The organism is Tychonema sp. LEGE 06208, from assembly GCF_015207505.1.
Classification (GTDB): Bacteria; Cyanobacteriota; Cyanobacteriia; order Cyanobacteriales; family Microcoleaceae; genus Microcoleus.
In genome coordinates this window covers 71,024-92,251 of the sequence record NZ_JADEWT010000002.1, presented here as the reverse complement: position 1 = coordinate 92,251, position 21,228 = coordinate 71,024, and the positions used below count along the sequence as shown (strand labels likewise).

The following is a 21,228-nucleotide window of genomic DNA, read 5'->3' as shown; positions in this document are numbered from 1 at the left end:
GATTTCGCACCTGCCACTGAGGGATTGCCGAACCGACTGTGACTTATTAAACTGCATGATAGTTTTCAATTCAGAATTAAAAACTACTATAGCGGTTCTCAAAAAAGTGAGATATGCCCTATGCCCTTCCTATGCCCTATGCCCTATACCGGATAGTACCTCCTATGAAAGCTCGAAAGGCTATATCCCGATCGCTCAGGAATCTAGATTAGCGTTTGAGATTGTCGGCCCTAGTTTAAAGAAAAACGTGGCTCCTTGACTGGGTACGCTTTGAACCCAAATCGTGCCGCCGTGGCGGTGAATAATCCGCTGGACGATCGCCAAACCTATGCCAGTACCTTCAAATTCTCTCTGGGAGTGCAGCCGCTGAAAGGCTCCAAACAGCCGATCGGCATATTCCATCGAAAAACCTACCCCGTTATCCTTGACAAAAATAGTTCCGTCAGGTAAAGCATCAATCACTATTATAGCCGGAGTGCGTCCGCGGCTGAACTTGACAGCGTTGTCGATCAAGTTGCTGAACACCTGTTGCAGCAAGGTGGGATCTCCCATCACCCCCGGCAAATCTCCCACGGTAAATTCAACTTTGCTGTCGGGATTTTCGGCGGGATCTGCCGCAGTTCGGGGTTTACTCAATTTAATCGCAGTTTGCACCAACCGGGCAAGATCGATCGGAATTTTGATTAAATCAGTCCGCCCCACCCGCGAAAGAGCCAGCAAACCATCAATCAACAAGCTCATTTTTTGGCTGCTGTCCTCAATTATTTCGATGTAATGAACAATTTTAGGATCGTTCAAAACCTCAGTTGATATTAAGCGCTGTTTCAAAGCATTAACAAAACCTGAAATGTGGCGCAAAGGAGCGCGGAGGTCGTGGGAAACCGAGTAGCCAAAAGATTCTAATTCTTGATTAGCAACCTCTAATTGCTCCGTGCGTTCCGACAAAGCTTGTTTCGTCTGGATCAACTCAGTGACATTGCGAGCCGTGCCAATTAAAGCATAAACTTCGCCGTCAAGATTCCTGAGAGGAATTTTAAAAGTGTCGAAATAAACAGCATCACCAGCAACCACAAAATTTTCCTGAAAATGAATCGTCTGGCCAGATACAAATACTTGCATATTTTCCAAGTAAAATTGTTCTGCAAGTTGGCTTGGATAGCATTCATAAATAGTTTTGCCCTGCATCTGTTGCCTGCTGTCGAATCCGCAAAATTCGACAAAAGGCCAGTTGACAAAAGAGAAGCGCATATTCTCACGTTCTACCACAAAAATAAGATCGGGTAAAGAATCAAAAAAAGTCTCTAATTCGGCTGTACGCAGGGCTACTTGAGCTTCTAAAGTTTCGTTGAGCTGCTGGAGTTCTGCTTCGGCTCGCTTGCGATCGCTGATATCTTGACCGATACCGATCAACCTGCCGTCGGAGAGGCGAACATTTGCCCAAGTCGTGTCGATAATTCGCCCATCTCTAACTTTCGTTTGGAAGTCGCCCCACTTCTGAGTTGCTGCTTGAATGAAGTCGAAAACGTATTTGCGGTATTCCGGCTCAGGATAAAATTCTGCCAACATATCGCGGTTTTTGGTTTCTGCAAAACTCCAGCCGAGCACTTGTTCCCAGTGGCGGTTTACCCAGCATAATTCACCCTGGGCATCTAAGAATGTCAGCATGACTGGAACGTTCTCGAAGATTGTTTGCAGCAATTCGTTTTGCTGTTTTAAGGATTCTTCGGCCCTTTTGCGATCGGTAATGTCGAGTACGGAACCGATTACTTGCTTCATTTTTCCATCGGGAGTTCTTTTGAAGATAGTCGATCGATCGTGAACCCAGCGCCATTCTCCATTTTTGTGTTTTATCCTGTAGTCGATGTCATCGGTTTCGTGGGGGTTGGTACTGTTTTCTAGCCGCTGCATACCTACAATTAACTTGGGCATATCCTCCGGGTAAATCAAGCTAGAGATTGCTTCTGAACCCCTGTCTTGCAATTCTTGGGGACTGTAGCCCAACATCGCTGTGACTGCCGCATTTGCATAGATATTTTGCTGTGCTTCTGTGTCGTAAATGTACAGGAAGTTGGGGATGGTTTTAATGATGCTTTCTAAAAGTTCTTGTTGTTTCTCCAGCTCTAATTCGGCTTGTTTGCGCTCGGTTAAGTCCAGCACAAAACTCACTCCTAATTCCTGGGAACCTTCTAACAATGCAGAGCCTAGCAGCACCGGAACGCGGCTACCGTCGGCTCGGATGTATTCTTTTTCAAAAGGGGTATTTGTGTTGTTAGCTACCACTTCTACAAGTTTTTCTTCATCGAGGCTGCGGCACTCTGGCGGTGTCATTGTTTGCCAGCCAATTTTTTGGGAAAATAAATCGTCTCGCGTGTACCCTACCAGGTTTAAAAAAGCCTGATTCGCATCGGTGATCTCGCCGTTAATGTTCCAAAAAACAATCCCGATGATGTTAGAATCAACTACGCGCCTAAATCGAGCTTCGCTTTGGCGCAACTGGGCTTCGACTTGTTTGATTTCTGTGATGTCGCGGGCGATCGCCAAAACAGTTTCTACTGAATTGTCCTCAGCAAATTCTGGAATGATTCGACACTGATAGTATGTTGTCCCGTCGGAAGTGGGGAAATTAAATTCGATAGTTTCTTGTTTACCGACGCGAAAAACTTTGACACAGGCTTCGTCCCACAGGTTGCAAATATCGGGGGAAATTCCTAATTCTTTGTTACTTTTGCCGATAAATTCTGATGGGGATTTGGCGGTGGCTCGTTCAATTTCTTGGTTAACATAAAGGTGCCGCAGTTGTCGGTCGAACCGCGCTATGATATCGGTAGAATTTTCGGCAAGCGTGCTAAATTCCTGTTCGCGCTGGCGAAGTTCTTCTTGAGTGCGGTGTTGTTCGGTTATGTCTCTAGCAAAAGAGAGAATTGAAACTAATGTTCCCGATTCATCAATGAGTGCAGAATTGTACCATTCGCAGTAAATTACCGAGCCATCTTTGGTATGGTTGCGGTTGCGGCAAACGGTGCGGGGTTCTTTGTTCTGTAACAGTTGATTTGTGACGGCGGACACCAGATCGAAGTCTTCTGGATAAACTATTGACCATTCGTGCCAATATTTGCCGATTACTTCTGCTGCACTCCAGCCAAATATTTGTTCAGCTATTGGCGACCACCGCACTACCCGACCTTCCCTGTCCCACTCTATAACTGCTAATGGCGAGTTTTCTAAGTGAAATTCTCGCCGCGAGTTGGCTTCTTTTATTTTAGTTTGAAGTTGCTGGCGCAGTTGCTTGGCTTTGGCAAATCGCTCGCGGATATTCTCTGCGTTTGCTTGGTCGGCTTTGGCTATCTGAGCAATAGTTTCTGCTGTTTGTTTTTCGAGTTCGTCCCAAGCGATTTTGAGGGCAGATTCTGCCTGTTCTAGCTCACTGATGCTGTTCTGAAACTGTGCGGTACTTTCTACAGGGATTTCAGGCATAGTTTTGATTGTTAGGCAAGTGTTTGTTTAAAAAAGTTAATATAGTTGAAAAATTAAAACCTAAAAATAGGCAATTGCTGGTTAAATTATACATTTAAAATCTTTGATTGGTGCGCGGAGTCGGCGGTTGGAGGCGGGAGGCTCTATGGCCTTTCTCAAAAAGTTGAGAAGTCAGTCGATTTTAGATTGAGGGATTGAGGGATTGGGGAATCTATCGATTTTAGATTTTAGATACTTCGGCTTCGCTGGCTCACAAGTTTTAGATTTTAGATTGGGGAATTGGGGGATTGGGGAATTGGGGCGATCGATATCTCATATCAGAGCTCCAATTGCTATATTCTCCCACGGGGTTGGGGTTTGGGGGCGATCGCGATACCAAGGCGCTTAGGGAGTCACTGGCGATCGCGAAGCTGTAGTAGGGCGTTGGCACTGCCGCACGGCGGTTAGAAACCCGGTTCACACAAATAAAACCCATCCCAAGCGGGCTCAAGAGGCGGTTACAACCGATATTTTTTGCCAGCCCTGCCGGTGTTCAGTGAAAACCGTCCCTAGCCTACAAAGAATCTCAAGTCAGTTTGGCAAATAAAAAGTTAAAATATAATCTAAAGTTATTCATTTTTTTAGGTCGCCTATGACTGCTGCTGCACCCTCTTCGATAAAAAACCAAACTCAGTACGAAGCCATTATCGGTCTCGAAACTCACTGTCAATTGAGCACGAATACTAAGATTTTCTCCAGTTCTTCTACAGAATTTGGCAATGCCCCAAATACTAATATTGACCCAATTTGTATGGGAATGCCGGGAGTATTGCCAGTATTAAATCAAAAAGTGTTGGAGTATGCGGTGAAAGCTGGTCTGGCTCTCAACTGCGAAATTGCACCTTACAGTAAGTTTGACCGCAAGCAATATTTCTATCCCGATTTGCCGAAAAATTATCAAATTTCTCAGTTCGATTTGCCGATCGCTACTAACGGTTCGATAGAAATTGAACTGGTGGACGAGGCGGGCAATTCTACTAGAAAAAAAATCGGAATTACTCGGTTGCACATGGAGGAAGATGCAGGCAAATTGGTTCACGGCGGCAGCGATCGGCTCAGCGGTTCTACCTATTCAATGGTGGATTACAACCGGGCCGGTGTGCCTCTAATCGAAATTGTTTCGGAACCGGATTTGCGATCGGGCGCGGAAGCTGCCGAATACGGTCAAGAATTGCGCCGGATCGTGCGTTATATCGGTGTCGGCGACGGGAATATGCAGGAAGGTTCGCTCCGCTGCGATGTGAATATTTCGGTGCGCCCGGTTGGGAGAAAAGAGTTCGGCACCAAGGTCGAAATTAAAAATATGAACTCTTTTAATGCGATCGAACGGGCGATCGATTACGAGATTGAGCGGCAAACTCAAGCTATCGAAAATGGCGAAACTATCATCCAAGAAACGCGGCTTTGGGATGAAAACAAGCAGTGTACTTTCAGTATGCGGATTAAGGAAGGTGCGAGCGATTATCGGTATTTCCCGGAACCGGATTTGCCTCCGATCGAAGTTTCAGCGGAGCAATTGCAGGATTGGAAAGCTCAACTGCCGGAATTGCCGGCCCAAAAGCGGCACCGCTACGAAACTCAATTAGGTCTTTCTCCCTACGACGCGCGGGTTTTGACTGACGACAAAGCGGTGGCGGAGTATTTTGAAAAAACGATCGCCGCCGGTGCTGTTGCTAAACAAGCTGCTAATTGGGTGATGGGCGATATTACTGCTTATCTGAAAAATGAGAAACTGGCGATCGCAGAAATTCCTTTTCAACCGCAGGATTTGACCGAACTGCTGGCGCTAATTGATGCTGGCACGATCAGCGGCAAAATTGCTAAGGATATTTTGCCGGAGTTGCTAGCAAACGGCGGTTCGCCGACTAAGTTGGTTGAGAGTAAGGGTTTGATTCAAATTTCGGATACTGGGGCGATCGATCGGGCGATCGATGCAGTGTTGGCCGCCAATCCCAAGGAGCTCGAACAGTACCGGGCTGGTAAAACTAAGCTGTTGGGCTTTTTTGTCGGTAAGGTGATGAAGGAAACGGGCGGCCGGGCCGATCCGAAATTGACTAATGAGTTGCTTGCGACCAAGCTTAACGGCTGAAGTCAAGGCCGCCGTTAAGGGGATTGTGTAGCGGACGCGCGCGCAGGGCGATCGGTTTTTCCCGATCCCGCCGCGCGATCGCCGATCCCGCTGCATGATAACTTTATAATTAATACACATTCTTTTACCATATCTTCACCTTTGGGGGTGTCACCCCTCATCCTGATAATGTTATATTGTGTTACGTAGATGCACCCTGATGGCAGAGAGAGTTACTTAGGTAACTCTCTCTTTTTTTGTCTTTTTTGTCTTTTTTGATTTTTTTGATCTTTTTTGGCGATCGGGGATGTATAACTCGTTTGTAGTGCGGACTTGCATACGCTTTCCGCTCCAATAGCCAAGTCAGGACAGCTCGTTTGTAGTGCGGACTTGCATAGGTTTTCCGGCCCAATAGCCAAGTCGGGAGTGCGAACCTTTTTTGTTATGGTAAAAAATTGGTTTAAGGAACGAAAATTTAATAAATTAAATGATCGCTCTGTTTTGAGAAACCCTGGGTAAATAGAGGCAGAGCCTCTGGATCTGCATTACCAGGCAGAGCCTGGTAACGAGTAAATTCGGGCCAACTGTCAACTGTGGAACGCTTCAAGTAGATTAATATCAATTTGAGTAGGGACACGGCACTGCCGTGTCCCTACAGAAAATCATTTAGGATTGCTATATGAGCGAACAAGCTAGCGAGTTAATCAAGCAGGGGATTTCGCAGTATCAGGCGCGCCAATTTGAGGCGGCGCTGGATTCTTGGCAGGAAGCGCTGGCGCTGTATCGGGAAATTGACGATAAGCGGCGATCGGGTGCGGCGCTCGGTAATATGGGCGTAGCTTACGAAGCGCTCTTGAATTACGATCGGGCGATCGACTGTTACCAGCAGCATTTGGTGTTGGCGCGGGAAATTGGCGATCGCCGGGGCGAGGCGAATGCTTTGGGAAATTTGGGGAATGCTTGCTGTGCTTGCTCAGATTTTTTGGGTGCTATTGATTACCAGAAACAGCGTTTGGCGATCGCGCGGGAAACGGACGACTTTCGATCTGAGTTGGAAGCTTTGGAAAATTGGGCGCTGGCTTGTGATGCTAATGGCGATTTACCTGGTGCGATCGAATGTTATCAGCAGCAGTTGTCGATCGCGCGCGCCCACAGCGACGATCGCGTTGAGCGCAGCGCTCTCAAGAATTTGAAGATTGCTTACAAGTATTTAGCAAATTACGAGAAAGCCGACGAGTACCGACAGCAGCAATTGGCGATCGTGCGCGCACTGTTTTTAACCGATAAAAATAAGAGTTTTCTACAACTTGCAGAAACAGTTGGTTTGAATCCCATCGAGGATTTTGCCGGAGCTGATTTAAGCGGTTTTGACTTCCACTACGCTGATTTGAACGGCGCGGATTTGCGCGAAACCAACCTCCAAGGCGCAGATTTAACCTTAGCGGATCTCAGCGGTGCATTGCTGAGCGCTGCACTTTTAATTGATGCTAATTTGTGCAATGCTAATTTGCGGGATGCTGAACTCAGCAGCGCGAATTTAAGCCGTGCAGATTTGCGGACAAAGCTACCTAGGGCGAATTTGAGCGGTGCAAATTTAGTCGGCGCTAATTTGAGCAGCGCTTATTTACCGAATGCGATTTTAGTAAATGCAAATTTAACTGATGCTAATTTAAAAAATTCTGATTTGAGCGGCGTAGATTTGAGCGGTGCTGATTTAAAAGGTGCGGATTTGAGCCGCGCTGAATTAAAAAATGCGGTAGTAAAAAACACGAGGTTTTCTGGTTGTTTGGGGCTTTCGGAAGCCGTGAAAGTTGAGTTGAGAACCAGGGGCGGAATTTTCGAGTAAAATGGGAATGTTGGTAATTGTAGAGGGTAATTAAAAGCTATGAATGCCGTAACTGCAAAACGATTCTCCATCGCCGAATATCACCGTTTGGCAGAACTGGGTTTTTTTGAGTCTGATAACCGATTTGAATTGATTCGCGGAGAAATTATTAAAAAAGCTAAAAAAACTACGTTTCACTCGGCTTGTAACTCGCTATTTCTGGGAGAGTTGTGCCTGATGATGGCAAAAAGTGCCTGCGTGCGCGGTCAAGAACCGATTATCTTGTCTGATGATAGCGAACCGGAACCTGATATGGTGATTGCTCGAAATTGTTCTGATAATTATTTATCTTCTCACCCAAAAAGTGCTGATATTTTGTTGGTGGTTGAGGTTTCTGATTCGACTTTGAAGTACGATCGCAGAACTAAGCTATCTCTCTACGCTGAATCGGGAATTTCTGATTATTGGATATTTAATTTGGTAGATATTCAACTGGAAACCTACAGCGAACCTTATCAGAAACAAACAGGTAGTTTCGATTATCGAGTCAAACGAGTGGTTTTACCGAATGAGTTTGTGGTAATTCCCGGTTTTCCAGAGTTGTCTCTGGATTTATCTGCGGTATTTCCCGGCTAGGCTTCCTGCGATGATATAATGCAAAAGTGCGATGGCTGCTTCCTTAGCTTGCGCCTGCGAACTCTTCACCAAAGTAGCACTATGACCGCTCAAACTCTCGCCCCGCCCCAACAAATTGTCCAGCTATCGGGTATCAGTTGGCAAACCTACGAAAATTTGCTTGCCGAAATTGGCGATCGGCAAATTCGACTGACATACAATCGCGGCAATCTTGAAATTATGGTACCATCCCCAGAGCACGAACGTTTCAAAGAAGTATTGGGTCGATTTGTGGAGATCTTAGCTGAAGAATTAGATGTAAAAATTGAACCTCTTGGTTCTACCACATTTAAGCGTCCTGAACTTAGCGGTGCAGAACCGGATAAATGTTTTTACATCCAAAATCTGAGTGCAATTAAAGGCAAAAAAAGAATCGACATGGATCGAGATCCGCCACCGGATTTAGTGGTGGAAATTGATATTACCAGCCGTTCGGAAAATAGCTTGCAGGTTTATGCGGATTTGGGAGTGCCGGAAGTTTGGATTTATAATGGAACGCGGCTCAGAATCAACAGATTTGAAAATGGAGAATACGTTGATTGCGAGATCAGTTTAGCATTTCCCAGCTTGCCGATATTAGAGATAGTGAGATTTTTGGAACAAGCAGAAACAATGGATTATTTGGAATTAATTAAAGCATTTCGGACTTGGGTAAAAAGCCAAATTCAGGCAAACCAATGACTTGCCGATCGAATCAAACAAAATTTACAATTTAAACCCGCGAGAAAAATCTGTGTTGCGATCGATTAGAGATGATAAACTAATTTAAATATCAATTACAATCTGGCAGAGCCAGCACTTTTCCCGATATGCGATCGCTAGAGTCTCACAACAAATATCCAGATTGTTTGTGGATGCAATTAGAAGCAATTCCCGTGCGCTCCCTTGCAGCCCAAACCGAGCAGCTCCACATTCACTTGAGCCTCAATTTTAACGAACATTGGGAACCCCTGCTAGGCGGTCGCGTCAAATTTGGCTTGCAAAGCGGAACCCTCAAGCTCAATCTGGAAAACTGCGAAATTCCCGTAGCATCGCGTCAGTTAGTCGGTGATTTCATGCTGTCGCCAATTCAAAGCAGCACGCAAGTTTTATTTACGGAAAGTCCCGCGGTAGTTCTAGAAAGCGAAACTGCGGAAAAAACCAAAGAAAATCCTGGCACTTTGTGTCACGTTTCCACCCTAGGCGACGATACAACGCCTACTTGGATTTTTGCATTGGAGCGCGCTGATTCTGTATTAAAAGGTTTGCTAAAAAGTGTTAGAATAGCAGAATTGACAGCCCAACCATTGCGAATTGCTGCGACTTTTGAAGTGGCCAAAGAAGATATTTATATCACAGATGCGGAGGGTTTGTGGCCCCACGATATTACGCCAAATCAACATTCGGTTTTAGAAAGAATCTTGACTATATATTTGCAAGCAAATAAACTCCAACCTGCTCTGAGTTGGGCGCTATTGTCCTACAATTTGCCTGCGGTGGAACAGCCCGAGGTGGAAATTTTCCCGGAAGCTGAAGCTAAATTGCAAGAAATGGTCGATCGCATCATCTCTGCTGAAACCGACAATTTTACAGAGTTGGCAAAAATCGCCAATCTCAATCCAGCACGAGATTTCGCGGGCGCTAACTTGCGCGGAACTACTTTGAATACAGTTGATTTTAGCAGTGCAAAGCTCCAGGGAACAAACTTCCGAGGTGCAAACCTCAGCGATGCCGATTTCAGCGATGCCAACCTGCAAAATGCCAAATTCGGCGGTGCAGATTTGAGCGGCGCTTTCTTAGGAAATGCCGATTTGAGCCGCGCCGATTTGTACCGCGCCAGTCTGGCTTTAGCAAACCTCAGCGGTGCCGATTTGAGCCGCGCCAATTTGCTCGAAGTGAACTTAACAAATACTAATTTCAGCGGTACGAATGTCGAGTCAGCAAGGTTTGGGAATAACTCAGGACTTGCGGAGGATGTGAAGTTGAATTTACAGCAGGGGGGAGCGATTTTTGAGGATGTTTAGTTCCTAAGTGCGAGAAGCCTTTCATCCATCCGCATCCCTCGTGGCACGGGCATCCCGCCTGTGCGATGGCTTCAAAAAAATCCCGTGAAGCATAGCTATCCCGTAGGGAATCGACCATCATCAAACCTTATAAAAAAAATCCCAGTTAAAATAGAACCATCATTTCCTATCAACTCATCTCCACATAAAAGTATATAAAAGTATATGAAGATAGAAGATTATCCACTTGCCCAAAAATTGATATTAGATGCCGAAGGCAACATTAGTCAAGTCATTCTAGATTATACCGACTATAAGTATTTATTAGAAGCTATCGAAGATAGAGGACTTCTGTTAGCTATGCGCGAAGTAAAAAATGAAAAGCCGTTAAATTTAGGGCAAGCACTTGCAGAACTGGAAACAGAATGAAAGTAGAATATCTGCCCAGTTTTTTGAAGGATTTATATCATTTCCGGTAACACCGGAATGATGTTGACTGTTGAGTGTTGACTGTTGACTCGAATTTATTATTCCGATGAAGACAGGATTTGATTTTAAAAGCTCTTAAAGTATGCCTGCTTTTGTGCAAATTAAGGAATTTGCTTTTGTGGAAATTGCCAATGTTAATGATTTACAGACAATAGTTAACTTAAAAAAATTGAAAGGCGATGATAATACGTATCGGTTTCGGGTTGGCGACTATCGAATAGGTTTTTATTTTGATGTCGAAACAGTTACTTTTGCAAGAGTTCTTCACCGGAAAGATATTTATCGCTACTTTCCACCCTAAAGCTGTTTTCAAGAAACAATTTGATTAAATAAAGATCGATCGCCCTTTTATCCCTATCCGTCCATCCTAGCACGGGCAAGATACCCGTGCTTCCGAATCAGGTCAAAAAGAGCGATCGAACTCCACTCAAACAAGCTATCCTTCTTCCTTCTCCTTAACAGGCGCGCGCCCAGAAATCACAATAAATCCCACCGACTCAAGGGTCATCTGCGGGCGGCGAATTCCCGCTAAAACCGCTTCACTCAACGCACTTTCGGTACTGATTTCATCACCTAAAACCGATTCTAAAAGTTGTTCGGATTTAGAAAGTCGATTCAATCGCAATTGCAATTGATTCACCCGGTTTTTGAGTTGGATTGCAGCACTGACAGCAGAATTATTGCACATTTCCACAAAAGCCTCGCGCCCTCGCAGCAATTCCTCGGATACCACCCGGCTTTTTTGGCAAAAATCATCCCATTCCAACGGATCGACAAAACTGTCAATCAGCGAAGTACGATTTTTAGACAAATTATAATCCCGATTCGGGCCGCCTTTGCCTTTATAACCCCGCTGCAAAATCTGCAGAACTTCCGCATCTTCCACCAGAGACATCTGCTCGCTGCGAGCGTCTACAAACACAGTTTCAAAAGTTGGGATAAACAGAGCATCAGCGCGCCGCTGCAAAGCTTTCAAGTTGTAATTTTCGATGCTTTGTGCTTGCAAAACTAGAGCTGCAGGTTCCACATCAGTCTGGATAGAATAATTAAATTGGAAGCCGAACCACTCCATCCCTTCCGCAGCATCCCAACTTTGATCGTGCCGCCACATCGCAAAAGCTTGACCCCGATCGTCCCAGCGAATGTAAGAGCCAAGCGCATCGATCAATCCTTCTCCAATGCGGTAAAGAACTACATCGTTATTTTGATGAGCAATGCGGCGATTGTAACTACCGTACTGCTGACAATAAGGAATCAATCGAGTTCTCAAATCGTTTGAAGGAATCAAGGTTTTTTGAGTGGGTTGATAGCGCATCAACCCTGATACTGTCGGATGTTCGATTTGTTTGAAGTGGAGAGCTTGACAAAGCCAACCTTCCGTCGCCCGCTGCATTTCTTTATGGCGGTCGTCGCAGTTTTCGAGAGATTCAAAATACTGAGATGCGCTGTCTTCTAGAGTGTCAATTTCATCGAGAACGTACTGTTCGTCGATTTTGGTTTTCTCTTGGGCGATTTGATTTTTGATTGATTCAATTTCGCTTGACAAGCCCTTTGCTCCCTCAGCAAACAACTTTGCTTCAAGTTCTAGCTGTTTTTGTTCGGCATAAAACTGAAGGCTGGCGATCGATTTGTTGAAGATATCGAAGCCGTCTTTTAAGACTTGAAACCAAGCTTCGTGGGGACTTTCTGGCAGATCCGGGCCTGCAAACAAACAAAATTGTACTCCCATTTTGCTACCAATGCGATCGACTCTGCCGAGTCTTTGTTCTAGCTGGTTGGGAAACCACGGTAAATCGAAGTGAATTAACCAATCGGTTATTTGCAGGTTTACGCCTGTTTCTGCCGATCGATCGCACACTAAGATAAAACAATGCGGCTCAGTCTTAAACCGATGGAGACTAGCCTCAACATCATCCCCAGACTTGCCGGTGTCGTGGCTGGCGATCGCCTTTTTACCAAATATTTTAGCTAAGTTTTCCGCAATTTCTTGACAAGTTGCCGTAAAACTGGTAAAAATCACAATTTTCGGGAAACGTTCGCCCGGAATCGGCCGTTTAATTTGCTGTTGAATTCTCGATAGCAAATCGCGAGAATTGTTGTGATACTCGCGCGGAACCTTCAAAGCAACTGCCAAAAATCGCAAAATAGCAATTCGTAACAAACTCAATCTGTCGAGTCCTTCCTGGGGCTTTTGCAGGCTATTGAGCAAGGTTTCCAGCATTTCCTTTTCTTCGGGAAACAGCGCTGTTTTGGTCAAAATTGCGGTGTCGCTTTGTCCGAATTCGCGATCGAGTTCAGGAGTCGATTTTTTCTGCAAGCGAGCTTTGACAACCCGTTCCAAAACATTCAACCAAGTACCCGAAGCGCGGAAAAACAGCAGAAAAATTCTCTGATATTCGCTGGATTTGGGAGCAGCAGCGCGCCATTTATCGAATACGCTTTGAATTTCCGACCACTGTTCGTCATTGAGATCGTACTCGGTTTTGGGCACACAATCGCGATCGAAAATCACATCTTCCACCGCATCCCGGCGGTTGCGGAGAATGCGGCGGTGGAGGCGGTAGGTATTGCTAACGTGAGTGCGAATAGTTTGGACAAGGCGAGATTGTTCGGCAGTTTCTGCGGTTTTCAAACAAGTTTCTAACTCGTCGATCAATCCGAGCAAATAATCATCTTTCGCAAACAGAGTGCGGAGTTGAGCGATTTTTGTTTGCAAAACAGCAGGCTTGGCTGTTTCTCTAAAATCTAGCAAGGCGCGACCGATTTCCTGACGGTTCTGCACTCTTTCTTTGAAATTTTCGAGGTCATCTAGACGGTAAGTAGTCGAGTCTAGCAAGTGCAGCATGGTCAGAAAATCTTGCTCGCGACCGATAACTGGCGTTGCAGATAATAACAATAAGTTATTGCTTTTTTGAGCGAGTTGCTGGCATAGTTCAAAGGATTGTTGCTGATTGCGATCGCCCGAATTAGCCATTGCGGCCAGTTCCTGCGCTTCATCCACAATCAGAAAATCCAGGTTGGCGTTGCGGCTAATTTGATTGATTTCGCTAATAGCAACAAGCTGCACTCGGTCAGCAAAATGAGACAAATAGAATTTATTTTCTAACTCTTGTCGCCACTGTTCGAGCAAATATTTGGGAACGAGCACTACAGCGCGTCCGTCGGGATCGTCGAGTAGGAATTGGCGGAGAATTGTCCCGGCTTCTACGGTTTTCCCTAGTCCTGTTTCGTCTGCTAACAAATAGCGCACGATCGGGTCTTCTAGGACGCGCCGGACGACTTCAACTTGGTGCGGGTAGAGCTCTATGTTAGCAGAAATTAATCCGGTCATGCCGCGGCTGACGGCGCGCTGTTCGATCGCCGATTGCACAAATGCCAATCGGCGATCGTGAAAATACGGTGTTTCTTGGCCTTTGACTGCTAAAATATCGATCGGATCGGCGATCGGGATATTGCAGCGGACGTAAAGTTCGGTTTCGACAGCTTGCAAACTTTGGCTGTCGGGGAGGTCAATTTCGTATTCTAATTTATCTTCATCCCAATCATAAATTCGCCCGATTATCCACCTTTCCTGAGTGTTACTCCAGAGGTAGCAGCGGGTTTGTCGCTGAAGTCTAGCTTCTTGTAGCAAACCCAACGCTATAGTTTTGCGGAAGCGGTTTTTTACTGAGCAAAAATATTCAATTACGGCATCGGTAGACGATACCTCGACAACTTTTCCGATTCCCAAATCGTTTTTGGGCGATCGAACTAACGAACCAACATCAATCATAATTTCAGCCTGACAATACTCACTAGAATACAGTAACGCCTGAGCGACAAAAATAACATTAGTTTAGGTTCGCAGTCAGGACTTTAGTCCTCTCTTGGATGCGGACTAAAGTCCTCACTACAAACGGTTGATAGGTAATTACGATCGCCCAAAAACAACCCCGGCATTGCCAGATTCCCATTTCGGGTATTTGTGCATAATACTAGCGTAGATTTCCGAGTCTGTAAAGGCGGCTAACCAAGCTTCTAGCTGATACCAAGGCTGTTCGTTGAACCAATTTTTATCGGTATGAGCGAATTGACGAACAAAAGGTGCGATCGCGCGATCGGCCAATGCTACATTATTACCATACAAATATTTAGTCGCGTTTAACTTTGCATTGAGTTTTTCCAGAAACAAAGCAGCTTTATCTCGATGTACTCTAGCCTCAACACCAGCATAACGTTCCGGGTATTTATAACGGTCGAGATGATATTTAAAGCCACTATCAAATTCAGCAATTAGTGCTAGCATTTCTGCAACAGTACCTTGTTCTGGAATTAACCATTTTTCAGGATCGTATTGTTCTAAGGCCCACAACATGATATCAATACTTTCATCCAGTACCCGCCCGTCAACATCAATCAATATCGGTACAGTACCCTTGGGCGATACATCTAACATTTCTTGTGGCTTGTCTCGCAAAACAACTTCCCGCAACTCGCACACCCGATTGCTAATCATTAGCGCCAAGCGCGCGCGCATAGCATAGGGACAGCGGCGGAAAGAATACAAAATTGGGTAGTCAGTAGTCATTAGTCAGTAGTCAGTAGTCAGTAGTCAGTAGTCAGTAGTCATTAGTCAGTAGTCAGTAGTCAGTAGTCAGTAGTCAGTAGTCAGTAGTCAGTAGTCAGTAGTCAGTAGTCATTAGTCATTAGTCATTAGTCAGTAGTCATTAGTCATTAGTCATTAGTCATTAGTCATTAGTCTTCAGGAAGAATGAAGGCTTTAGAGTCATAAATCGGGTTTCTTGCTATATTTTACCGCCCAACCAGAGTTTTCAGAGAAACCCGGTTTCTTTCATAAACGCGCTAATACTAATTGAGTCAGAAACCGGGTTTCTTTCGAGATTTTACGCCGCCCAACCAGAGTTTTCAGAGAAACCCGGTTTCTTTCAGCTTAGTGTTAATACTAATTAATCTATAGCGGTTCAATCGCGTGGTGAGGTATGCCCTATGCCCTATGCCCTATACCCTATGCCCCATGCCCTATGCCCTATGCCCTATGCCCTATGCCCTATCCCGGATATTACCTCATCTTTCGCTAGAAAATCTATATCCCATTATCAACTTTTTCCTTAACATCATAGCGCGCGCCAATATGTGTTTGATTGCGGCTTTTAGCAAGCTCAATCTGACGCTGCCGCTCAAATAAGGCTTGTTTTTTGGTTTCAGTTTTCGAGTCATGACAATGAGGACAACTTACACCAACTACAAATAATTCAGAAGCTTTATCTTCCTGACTAATGGGGTGACGACAACCGCGACAAAGTTCGTAGTTACCAGGTTTTAATTCATGAACAACAGAAACCCGTTCATCAAAGACAAAACATTCACCTTCCCAACGACTTTCTGCTGCGGGCACCGTTTCCAAATATTTTAAAATTCCGCCTTCGAGGTGATAGACTTCTTCAAAACCTTGAGAGCGCAAAAAAGCAGTAGATTTTTCGCAGCGAATACCGCCAGTGCAAAACATTGCTACCTTGGGTTTTTCGCGCAAAGCAGCTTCTTTGAGCGCCCATTCAGGTAACTCGGAAAAGCTTTTTGTTTTGGGATTAATAGCGCCTGCAAAAGTACCCATAGATACCTCGAAGTCGTTGCGTACATCAACTACCACCACATCAGGATCGTCAAGTAGCTGATTCCACTCATCGGGTTTGACATATTTGCCAGCCATGAGAGATGGATTAATATCAGGTATTCCCATCGTGACGATTTCGCGTTTTAAGCGGATTTTTAGGCGGTAAAACGGGGCTTTTTCGGAAAAAGATTCTTTGTGAACCAAATCAGCAAAACGCGCGTCACAGCGCAAGAATGCGAGGACTGCGCGCACGCCTTCTGACGAACCGGCGATCGTCCCGTTGATGCCTTCTGCAGCCAACAAGATAGTGCCTTTGACGTTGTGGTTGTTGCAACAATCGAGTAGCGGTGCTTTGAGGTCGGCAAAATCCGACAGTTCAACGAACTTATATAATGCAGCGGTTAAGAATTTAGCCATAAATTGAATCGATCGCACTAATTAATTTTCATAGAACTATGAAAATTCAGTTAAAGCGGGCGGTGGGGCTCGAACCCACGACGTCCAGCATGGGAAGCTGACATTCTACCACTGAATTACGCCCGCGCTTAGTCTATTGTACCTGCTTTTACTTTTGAGTTATTGCGGTCAAAAATGACTAGAGAAACATTATACAACAATTTTGCGATTCTGAGTCAACTATTTTGAGAATTAAGTTTCGGTGCCCGATCGCCCATCCAAACAAAAAAAGTCCTGCACCAAAGGCAGGACTTATACTTCTAGTTTTGAACCCGCGCCAGCGGACATTGTATAAACGCGGTTTCAACCGCCGGGGCTATTGGACAATCGATCGCCCGATCGATCGCCCTCAACCGTTAAACAAAGCGCAAAGAACTGCTGTCAAGGCCAAAGCCAGAAACAGGTTGGACGATCGCGATTAACTCATCCGCACCCCCAGTCTTCTTGAAAATAGCAGCACCCTCGGGCAATCCAGCCGGAGAAGCGCCGATCCTGTAGGTGCTGGGAGCGCCTTGAAGTTGGATGATATCGTTACTGGGGTTGTAGCCGACAATCAAAGCGTAGTCGCCAGCGCCAGTGCTGCTATCGATGCCGTCGCTGTAGTAGAACTCTGTGGCATTTCCCAGCAAGAAAGTATCGCTACCTTCAGCGCCAATCAGCGTATCGACTTCGCCGCGTCCGGGATTAGCACCGGTATAGTCAACACCAACCAAGATGTCGTTACCTTTTGTGCTGTAGAGGAAATCGTTGCCGCTACCGCCAAACAAGACATCATTATTTTCACCGCCGTACAGAGTATCGCTACCCTCGCCGCCGAGTAAAGTATTGTTGCCGAGTTCGCCGCCGAGGACATCGTTACCAGCGCCGCCAAATATCAAATCGTCAGATTTGCCGCCCAATGCGGTATCTGCACCGTCGCCACCGACAAGGGTGTCGTTGCCGAGGTTGCCAAACAAGAGGTCGTTGCCGACATCGCCGAATAAGCCGTCATCGCCTTTGCCGCCAAATACGATGTCGTCGCCGCCATTGCCTCCCACGGTGTCGTTTCCAGCGTTGCCATACAAGATATTGTTGGCTTCGCTACCACCGATCGCGTCGTTGCCGCTGGTGCCCAAAACCTGTGGCAATTCGCTTGGTGCGGGCCTGTTGGTGAATGTGGGTGCGATCGGCTGTGCGATCGACAGTGCAGTCGCGGGCGTGAAAGGTGGAGGTGTTGGTGTGGGTGTGTTTGTGCCCGGTGTGGGTGTGTTTGTGCCCGGTGTTGGTGTGGCTGCCGGTGTTGGTCTTATAGGAATAGGAATAGGCGTTGTCCCTGGAGTTGGGGTTGTCGCTGGTGTGGGCGTTGTCGCTGGTGTGGGCGTTGTCGCTGGAGTTGGGGTTGTCGCTGGTGTGGGCGTCGTCGCTGGTGTTGGGGTTGTCGCGGCCAGGATATCGGCACCCGATAAATTACCCACAGTTTCGATGAAGCCAGCACCTTGGACAGTCGGCGATGCACCGAAGAAGTCTAAAATCACAACGTCCTTAGCAGGGTCAGCGATTCCGTCTTGGTTGATGTCGATCAGCAAGCTAGTACCTTGTCGGCCCAAGCCTGTACTTCCCGATGACGGCGACAGCGACAGCGTAGTGCTGGTACTGATCTCGTCGTTAAAATTCACAAAGTCTAAGCGATTGCTCCCGCCAGTATCCTGAATTTGAAGTTGACTCTGCCCGTTCGCCCGCAACAAATAGCGATCGTTACCTGCACCGCCTCGCAGCACACTCCCAGTGCTAAATCCAGCGAGCGTATCATCGCCCGCACCGCCTTCTAAGGTGCTATTAAAACCACCACTGAGATAGTCATTGCCCGCACCGCCATCGACCGTGCTAAACCCAGAGTCGAACAGGGTGTCGTCTCCATCGCCGCCGGCCAGGCTACCGCCACCATTCAGAAAGTCATTGCCCGCACCGCCATCAAGGGTGTCAGTGCCACTGAAGCCACCAATCAGGGAATCATTTCCGCCACCTCCACTGAGGCTGTCATTTCCATCACCGCCTAGCAAAGTATCGTTGCCTTCTAAGCCCGCGATGGTGTCGTTGCCTGCTAAGCCTGAGATGTTGTCATCGGCTGAGGTGCCTGTCAGGTTGTCATCGTTTGGTGTTCCGGTGAGCGCATTAGTTCCGGGTGCCGCCGTAGCCTCAGTGAGATTAGCAGCCAGAATATCGGCACCAGTGAGGTTGCCCACAGTTTCAATGAAGCCAGCACCCGCGACAGTTGGGGATGCGCCGAAAAAGTCTAAAATCACAACGTCATCGGTAGCCCTGATGATGCCGTCTTTGTTGGTGTCGATGGCTAAACTCGTGCCTTGGCGGCTCAATCCCAAAGTGCCCGATGACAGCGACAGCGACAGCGCAGTGCTGGTGTTGATCTCGCTGTCAAAATCAGTAAAGTCTAGGCGATTGCTCCCGCCAGTATCCTGAATTTGAAGTTGACTCTGCCCGTTCGCCCGCAACAAATAGCGATCGTTACCTGCACCGCCTCGCAGCACACTCCCACTGATAAATCCAGCGAGCGTATCATCGCCCGCACCGCCTTCTAAGGTGCTATTAAAACCACCACTGAGATAGTCATTGCCCGCACCGCCATCGACCGTGCTAAACCCAGAGTCGAACAGGGTGTCGTCTCCATCGCCGCCGGCCAGGCTACCGCCACCATTCAGAAAGTCATTGCCCGCACCGCCATCGATGGTGTCAGTGCCACTGCTACCAGTGCCACTGCCACCAAGGAGGGAGTCATTGCCCGCACCTCCACTGAGGTTGTCGTCTCCTCCACCGCCAGACAAAGTATCATTGCCGTCTAAGCCCGCGATGGTGTCGTTGCCTTCTAAGCCTGTGATGTTGTCATCATCTGGGGTGCCTGTCAGGTTGTCGTTTGAGGATGTACCAGTTAATACTGCCAATGTTTTTTTCCTGCTTACGATAAACAGGTGGGGGCTAATTTTGAGATTAAGCGCCACACCTTACTTATCTATCAGGGGTTTTCCTCAAAAATTATGCAAATTGTCAAAGTTTTTTTTGCGAGATTTTTTTTATTTTATTTGCGCCAAAAGATGTTATAGTTACTACCTTCATATTTGAGCGATCGCCAAAATCTGTATCTACGCACCGATCGATTAACTGAATTAAACAACGAGATGCCGATCGCGACACCGCACTCGGACAGGGCAGTGCTTTTTCCATAGCGGGAAAATATTGTAGGTTCTTGTGGCAATACGCAGGGCGATTCCCTAGGGGATAACTTCGCTTCACGGCTTTTTGGTATAGTAGAATTGTGACTGTAATGTCGATCGCAATCTCACAGAAACCGACACCAAACAACTGATATCGCCGACAGAATACTTTCTCAATTTTGCCACAGATAATATTGATTCTCTGCCTTCACAATCTGGTTAAATGATAGGGAGTAGGTTTTAAGGATCGAAAACTTCATAACTTAAACACCTCCTAAAGTCCTCTCTCCTGTAAGTTACGATATCAAAGGAAGCACAGCCTCGCCTATCTGCATTACCAGGCTCTTCCTGGTAACGAGCAATCGCTTAAGTTATTAAATTTTCATTCCTGATATCGAGATGTGCGCGATCGAAAATTCGATCGCCCAACATCAGGCATTGTTTCTCAGTGAGCAACACTATGTATAGATTCAATATATTGCTCAATTTCCTCATCCGTCAAACTAATTCCATTCTGCCAAAGTTCATATTCACTGAGATCGATGTCCTCATTCCAAACCAGCCCATAACCACCAGGTTCAATTCTAAAGTTTCTGAAAAACCCAGGATTGCGTAAGTCCGAAAACATTGGATTATCTAATAATTTAGAAATGTCATATTTTCTGATTTCTGAATTGGTAAATTTAACAATCAAGGTGCTATCATCAATAGCTTTAGCCGAAACAATGCGCTCAGGTTTCATAAAAAAAAAATCACAGTTATTTTAACGGTGGAAGTTTACTAAATTCTTGGCTGTTCCACATATCCAGCAGTTCTTTTTGGTACAGCGCAGCCCATTCTAATACCAGCTTTTGGGCCCGATTCGGTAAATCTCCTTCAATAATCTCTAAAGACTCAATGGCTATCAAAGCATTGTACTCACCGTAAACTGCGTGAAAATGAGGAGGTGCGTGATCCCCAAAGAAAATTTTGATGATGATTCCGTAAAATCGTGCAACTTCTGGCATAAAGCTTCTCTAAACGACTAGATAAGGATTATTGTAACCAAGTTTAGGGCCCAATGAGATTTGAGATTGAAGGAATTTCTAGCGAATGTCGATCGCAATATCACAGAAACCGACGCCAAACAACTGATATCGCCGACAGAATACTTTCTCAATTTTGCCACAGATCATATTGATTCTCTGGCTCCACAATCTGGTTAAATGATAGGGAGTAGGTTTTAAGGATCGAAAACTTCATAACTTAAACACCTCCTAAAGTCCTCTCTCTTTTAACTTGTCAGATCAAAGGAGACTCTTCCTGGTAACGAACAAATTGCTGAGGCTCGATCGGATTTAGAACATAGAGCCTCCGACTCTGCATTACCAGGCAGAACCTGGTAACGAACACAACGAGCAAAA

17 protein-coding genes and 1 tRNA gene are annotated in these 21,228 nt (G+C 46.0%); 8 read left to right on the top strand and 10 right to left on the bottom strand.

Translation table 11 applies throughout. The annotated features are described in order from the left end of the window. Window positions 1–195 precede the first annotated feature (195 nt). The gene (locus IQ263_RS01175; protein ID WP_194065777.1) at window positions 196–3,474 is read right to left on the bottom strand and encodes a PAS domain-containing sensor histidine kinase; all 3,279 of its coding nucleotides are present in this window, start codon (window positions 3,472–3,474) and stop codon (window positions 196–198) included. Between the two features lie 259 nt (window positions 3,475–3,733). Next, entirely contained in the window at window positions 3,734–3,934 is a 201-nt protein-coding gene (locus IQ263_RS01170) for a hypothetical protein (protein WP_194065776.1), read from the bottom strand. A gap of 171 nt (window positions 3,935–4,105) precedes the next feature. On the opposite strand from IQ263_RS01170, the gene gatB reads away from it, so the two are divergent. The 7 genes from gatB to IQ263_RS01135 all read left to right on the top strand — a co-directional run bounded on the left by gatB (window position 4,106) and on the right by IQ263_RS01135 (window position 10,853). Beyond that, window positions 4,106–5,602 (top strand): Asp-tRNA(Asn)/Glu-tRNA(Gln) amidotransferase subunit GatB, encoded by a 1,497-nt coding sequence (gatB, locus tag IQ263_RS01165; RefSeq protein ID WP_194065775.1) that lies wholly within the window; start codon window positions 4,106–4,108, stop codon window positions 5,600–5,602. A 658-nt stretch (window positions 5,603–6,260) separates the two neighbouring features. Further along, complete coding sequence (locus tag IQ263_RS01160) at window positions 6,261–7,427, top strand: pentapeptide repeat-containing protein (RefSeq protein ID WP_194065774.1); 1,167 nt, start codon at window positions 6,261–6,263, stop codon at window positions 7,425–7,427. 39 nt (window positions 7,428–7,466) lie between these two features. Continuing rightward, window positions 7,467–8,042 carry a Uma2 family endonuclease gene (locus tag IQ263_RS01155; RefSeq protein WP_194065773.1) on the top strand — a complete coding sequence of 192 codons (576 nt, stop codon included), beginning with the start codon at window positions 7,467–7,469 and terminating at the stop codon, window positions 8,040–8,042. 81 nt (window positions 8,043–8,123) lie between these two features. Further along, window positions 8,124–8,762 (top strand): Uma2 family endonuclease, encoded by a 639-nt coding sequence (locus IQ263_RS01150; RefSeq protein ID WP_194065772.1) that lies wholly within the window; start codon window positions 8,124–8,126, stop codon window positions 8,760–8,762. Between the two features lie 128 nt (window positions 8,763–8,890). Continuing rightward, on the top strand, window positions 8,891–10,084 hold the full coding sequence (locus IQ263_RS01145; RefSeq protein ID WP_194065771.1) for a pentapeptide repeat-containing protein: 1,194 nt from the start codon (window positions 8,891–8,893) through the stop codon (window positions 10,082–10,084). Between the two features lie 204 nt (window positions 10,085–10,288). Continuing rightward, a complete protein-coding gene (locus IQ263_RS01140) occupies window positions 10,289–10,492 on the top strand; it encodes a hypothetical protein (protein ID WP_194012618.1) in 204 nt (67 codons plus the stop codon). A gap of 142 nt (window positions 10,493–10,634) precedes the next feature. Next, window positions 10,635–10,853 carry a type II toxin-antitoxin system RelE family toxin gene (locus tag IQ263_RS01135; RefSeq protein WP_194065770.1) on the top strand — a complete coding sequence of 73 codons (219 nt, stop codon included), beginning with the start codon at window positions 10,635–10,637 and terminating at the stop codon, window positions 10,851–10,853. A 135-nt stretch (window positions 10,854–10,988) separates the two neighbouring features. Here the strand turns inward: IQ263_RS01135 and dpdE are convergent, their stop codons facing one another. The 8 genes from dpdE to IQ263_RS01095 all read right to left on the bottom strand — a co-directional run bounded on the left by dpdE (window position 10,989) and on the right by IQ263_RS01095 (window position 20,832). Next, window positions 10,989–14,324 carry a protein DpdE gene (dpdE, locus tag IQ263_RS01130; RefSeq protein ID WP_194065769.1) on the bottom strand — a complete coding sequence of 1,112 codons (3,336 nt, stop codon included), beginning with the start codon at window positions 14,322–14,324 and terminating at the stop codon, window positions 10,989–10,991. A 138-nt stretch (window positions 14,325–14,462) separates the two neighbouring features. Beyond that, a complete protein-coding gene (locus IQ263_RS01125; protein WP_194065768.1) occupies window positions 14,463–15,119 on the bottom strand; it encodes a glutathione S-transferase in 657 nt (218 codons plus the stop codon). A 516-nt stretch (window positions 15,120–15,635) separates the two neighbouring features. After that, window positions 15,636–16,580: an oxygen-dependent tRNA uridine(34) hydroxylase TrhO gene (gene trhO / locus IQ263_RS01120; protein ID WP_194065767.1), complete on the bottom strand. Its 945-nt coding sequence runs from the start codon at window positions 16,578–16,580 to the stop codon at window positions 15,636–15,638. Between the two features lie 54 nt (window positions 16,581–16,634). Then, window positions 16,635–16,706 (bottom strand) — tRNA-Gly (locus IQ263_RS01115). Between the two features lie 269 nt (window positions 16,707–16,975). Beyond that, a complete protein-coding gene (locus IQ263_RS01110) occupies window positions 16,976–19,555 on the bottom strand; it encodes a calcium-binding protein (RefSeq protein ID WP_194065766.1) in 2,580 nt (859 codons plus the stop codon). 103 nt (window positions 19,556–19,658) lie between these two features. After that, window positions 19,659–19,835: a hypothetical protein gene (locus IQ263_RS01105; RefSeq protein WP_228049705.1), complete on the bottom strand. Its 177-nt coding sequence runs from the start codon at window positions 19,833–19,835 to the stop codon at window positions 19,659–19,661. 435 nt (window positions 19,836–20,270) lie between these two features. Beyond that, entirely contained in the window at window positions 20,271–20,567 is a 297-nt protein-coding gene (locus IQ263_RS01100; protein ID WP_194065764.1) for a DUF2442 domain-containing protein, read from the bottom strand. A gap of 16 nt (window positions 20,568–20,583) precedes the next feature. Beyond that, entirely contained in the window at window positions 20,584–20,832 is a 249-nt protein-coding gene (locus IQ263_RS01095; protein WP_194065763.1) for a DUF4160 domain-containing protein, read from the bottom strand. A gap of 66 nt (window positions 20,833–20,898) precedes the next feature. Here IQ263_RS01095 and IQ263_RS29110 point away from each other — a divergent pair, with 66 nt between their 5' ends. Next, window positions 20,899–21,030 (top strand): hypothetical protein, encoded by a 132-nt coding sequence (locus IQ263_RS29110; protein WP_255515782.1) that lies wholly within the window; start codon window positions 20,899–20,901, stop codon window positions 21,028–21,030. Window positions 21,031–21,228 lie beyond the last annotated feature (198 nt).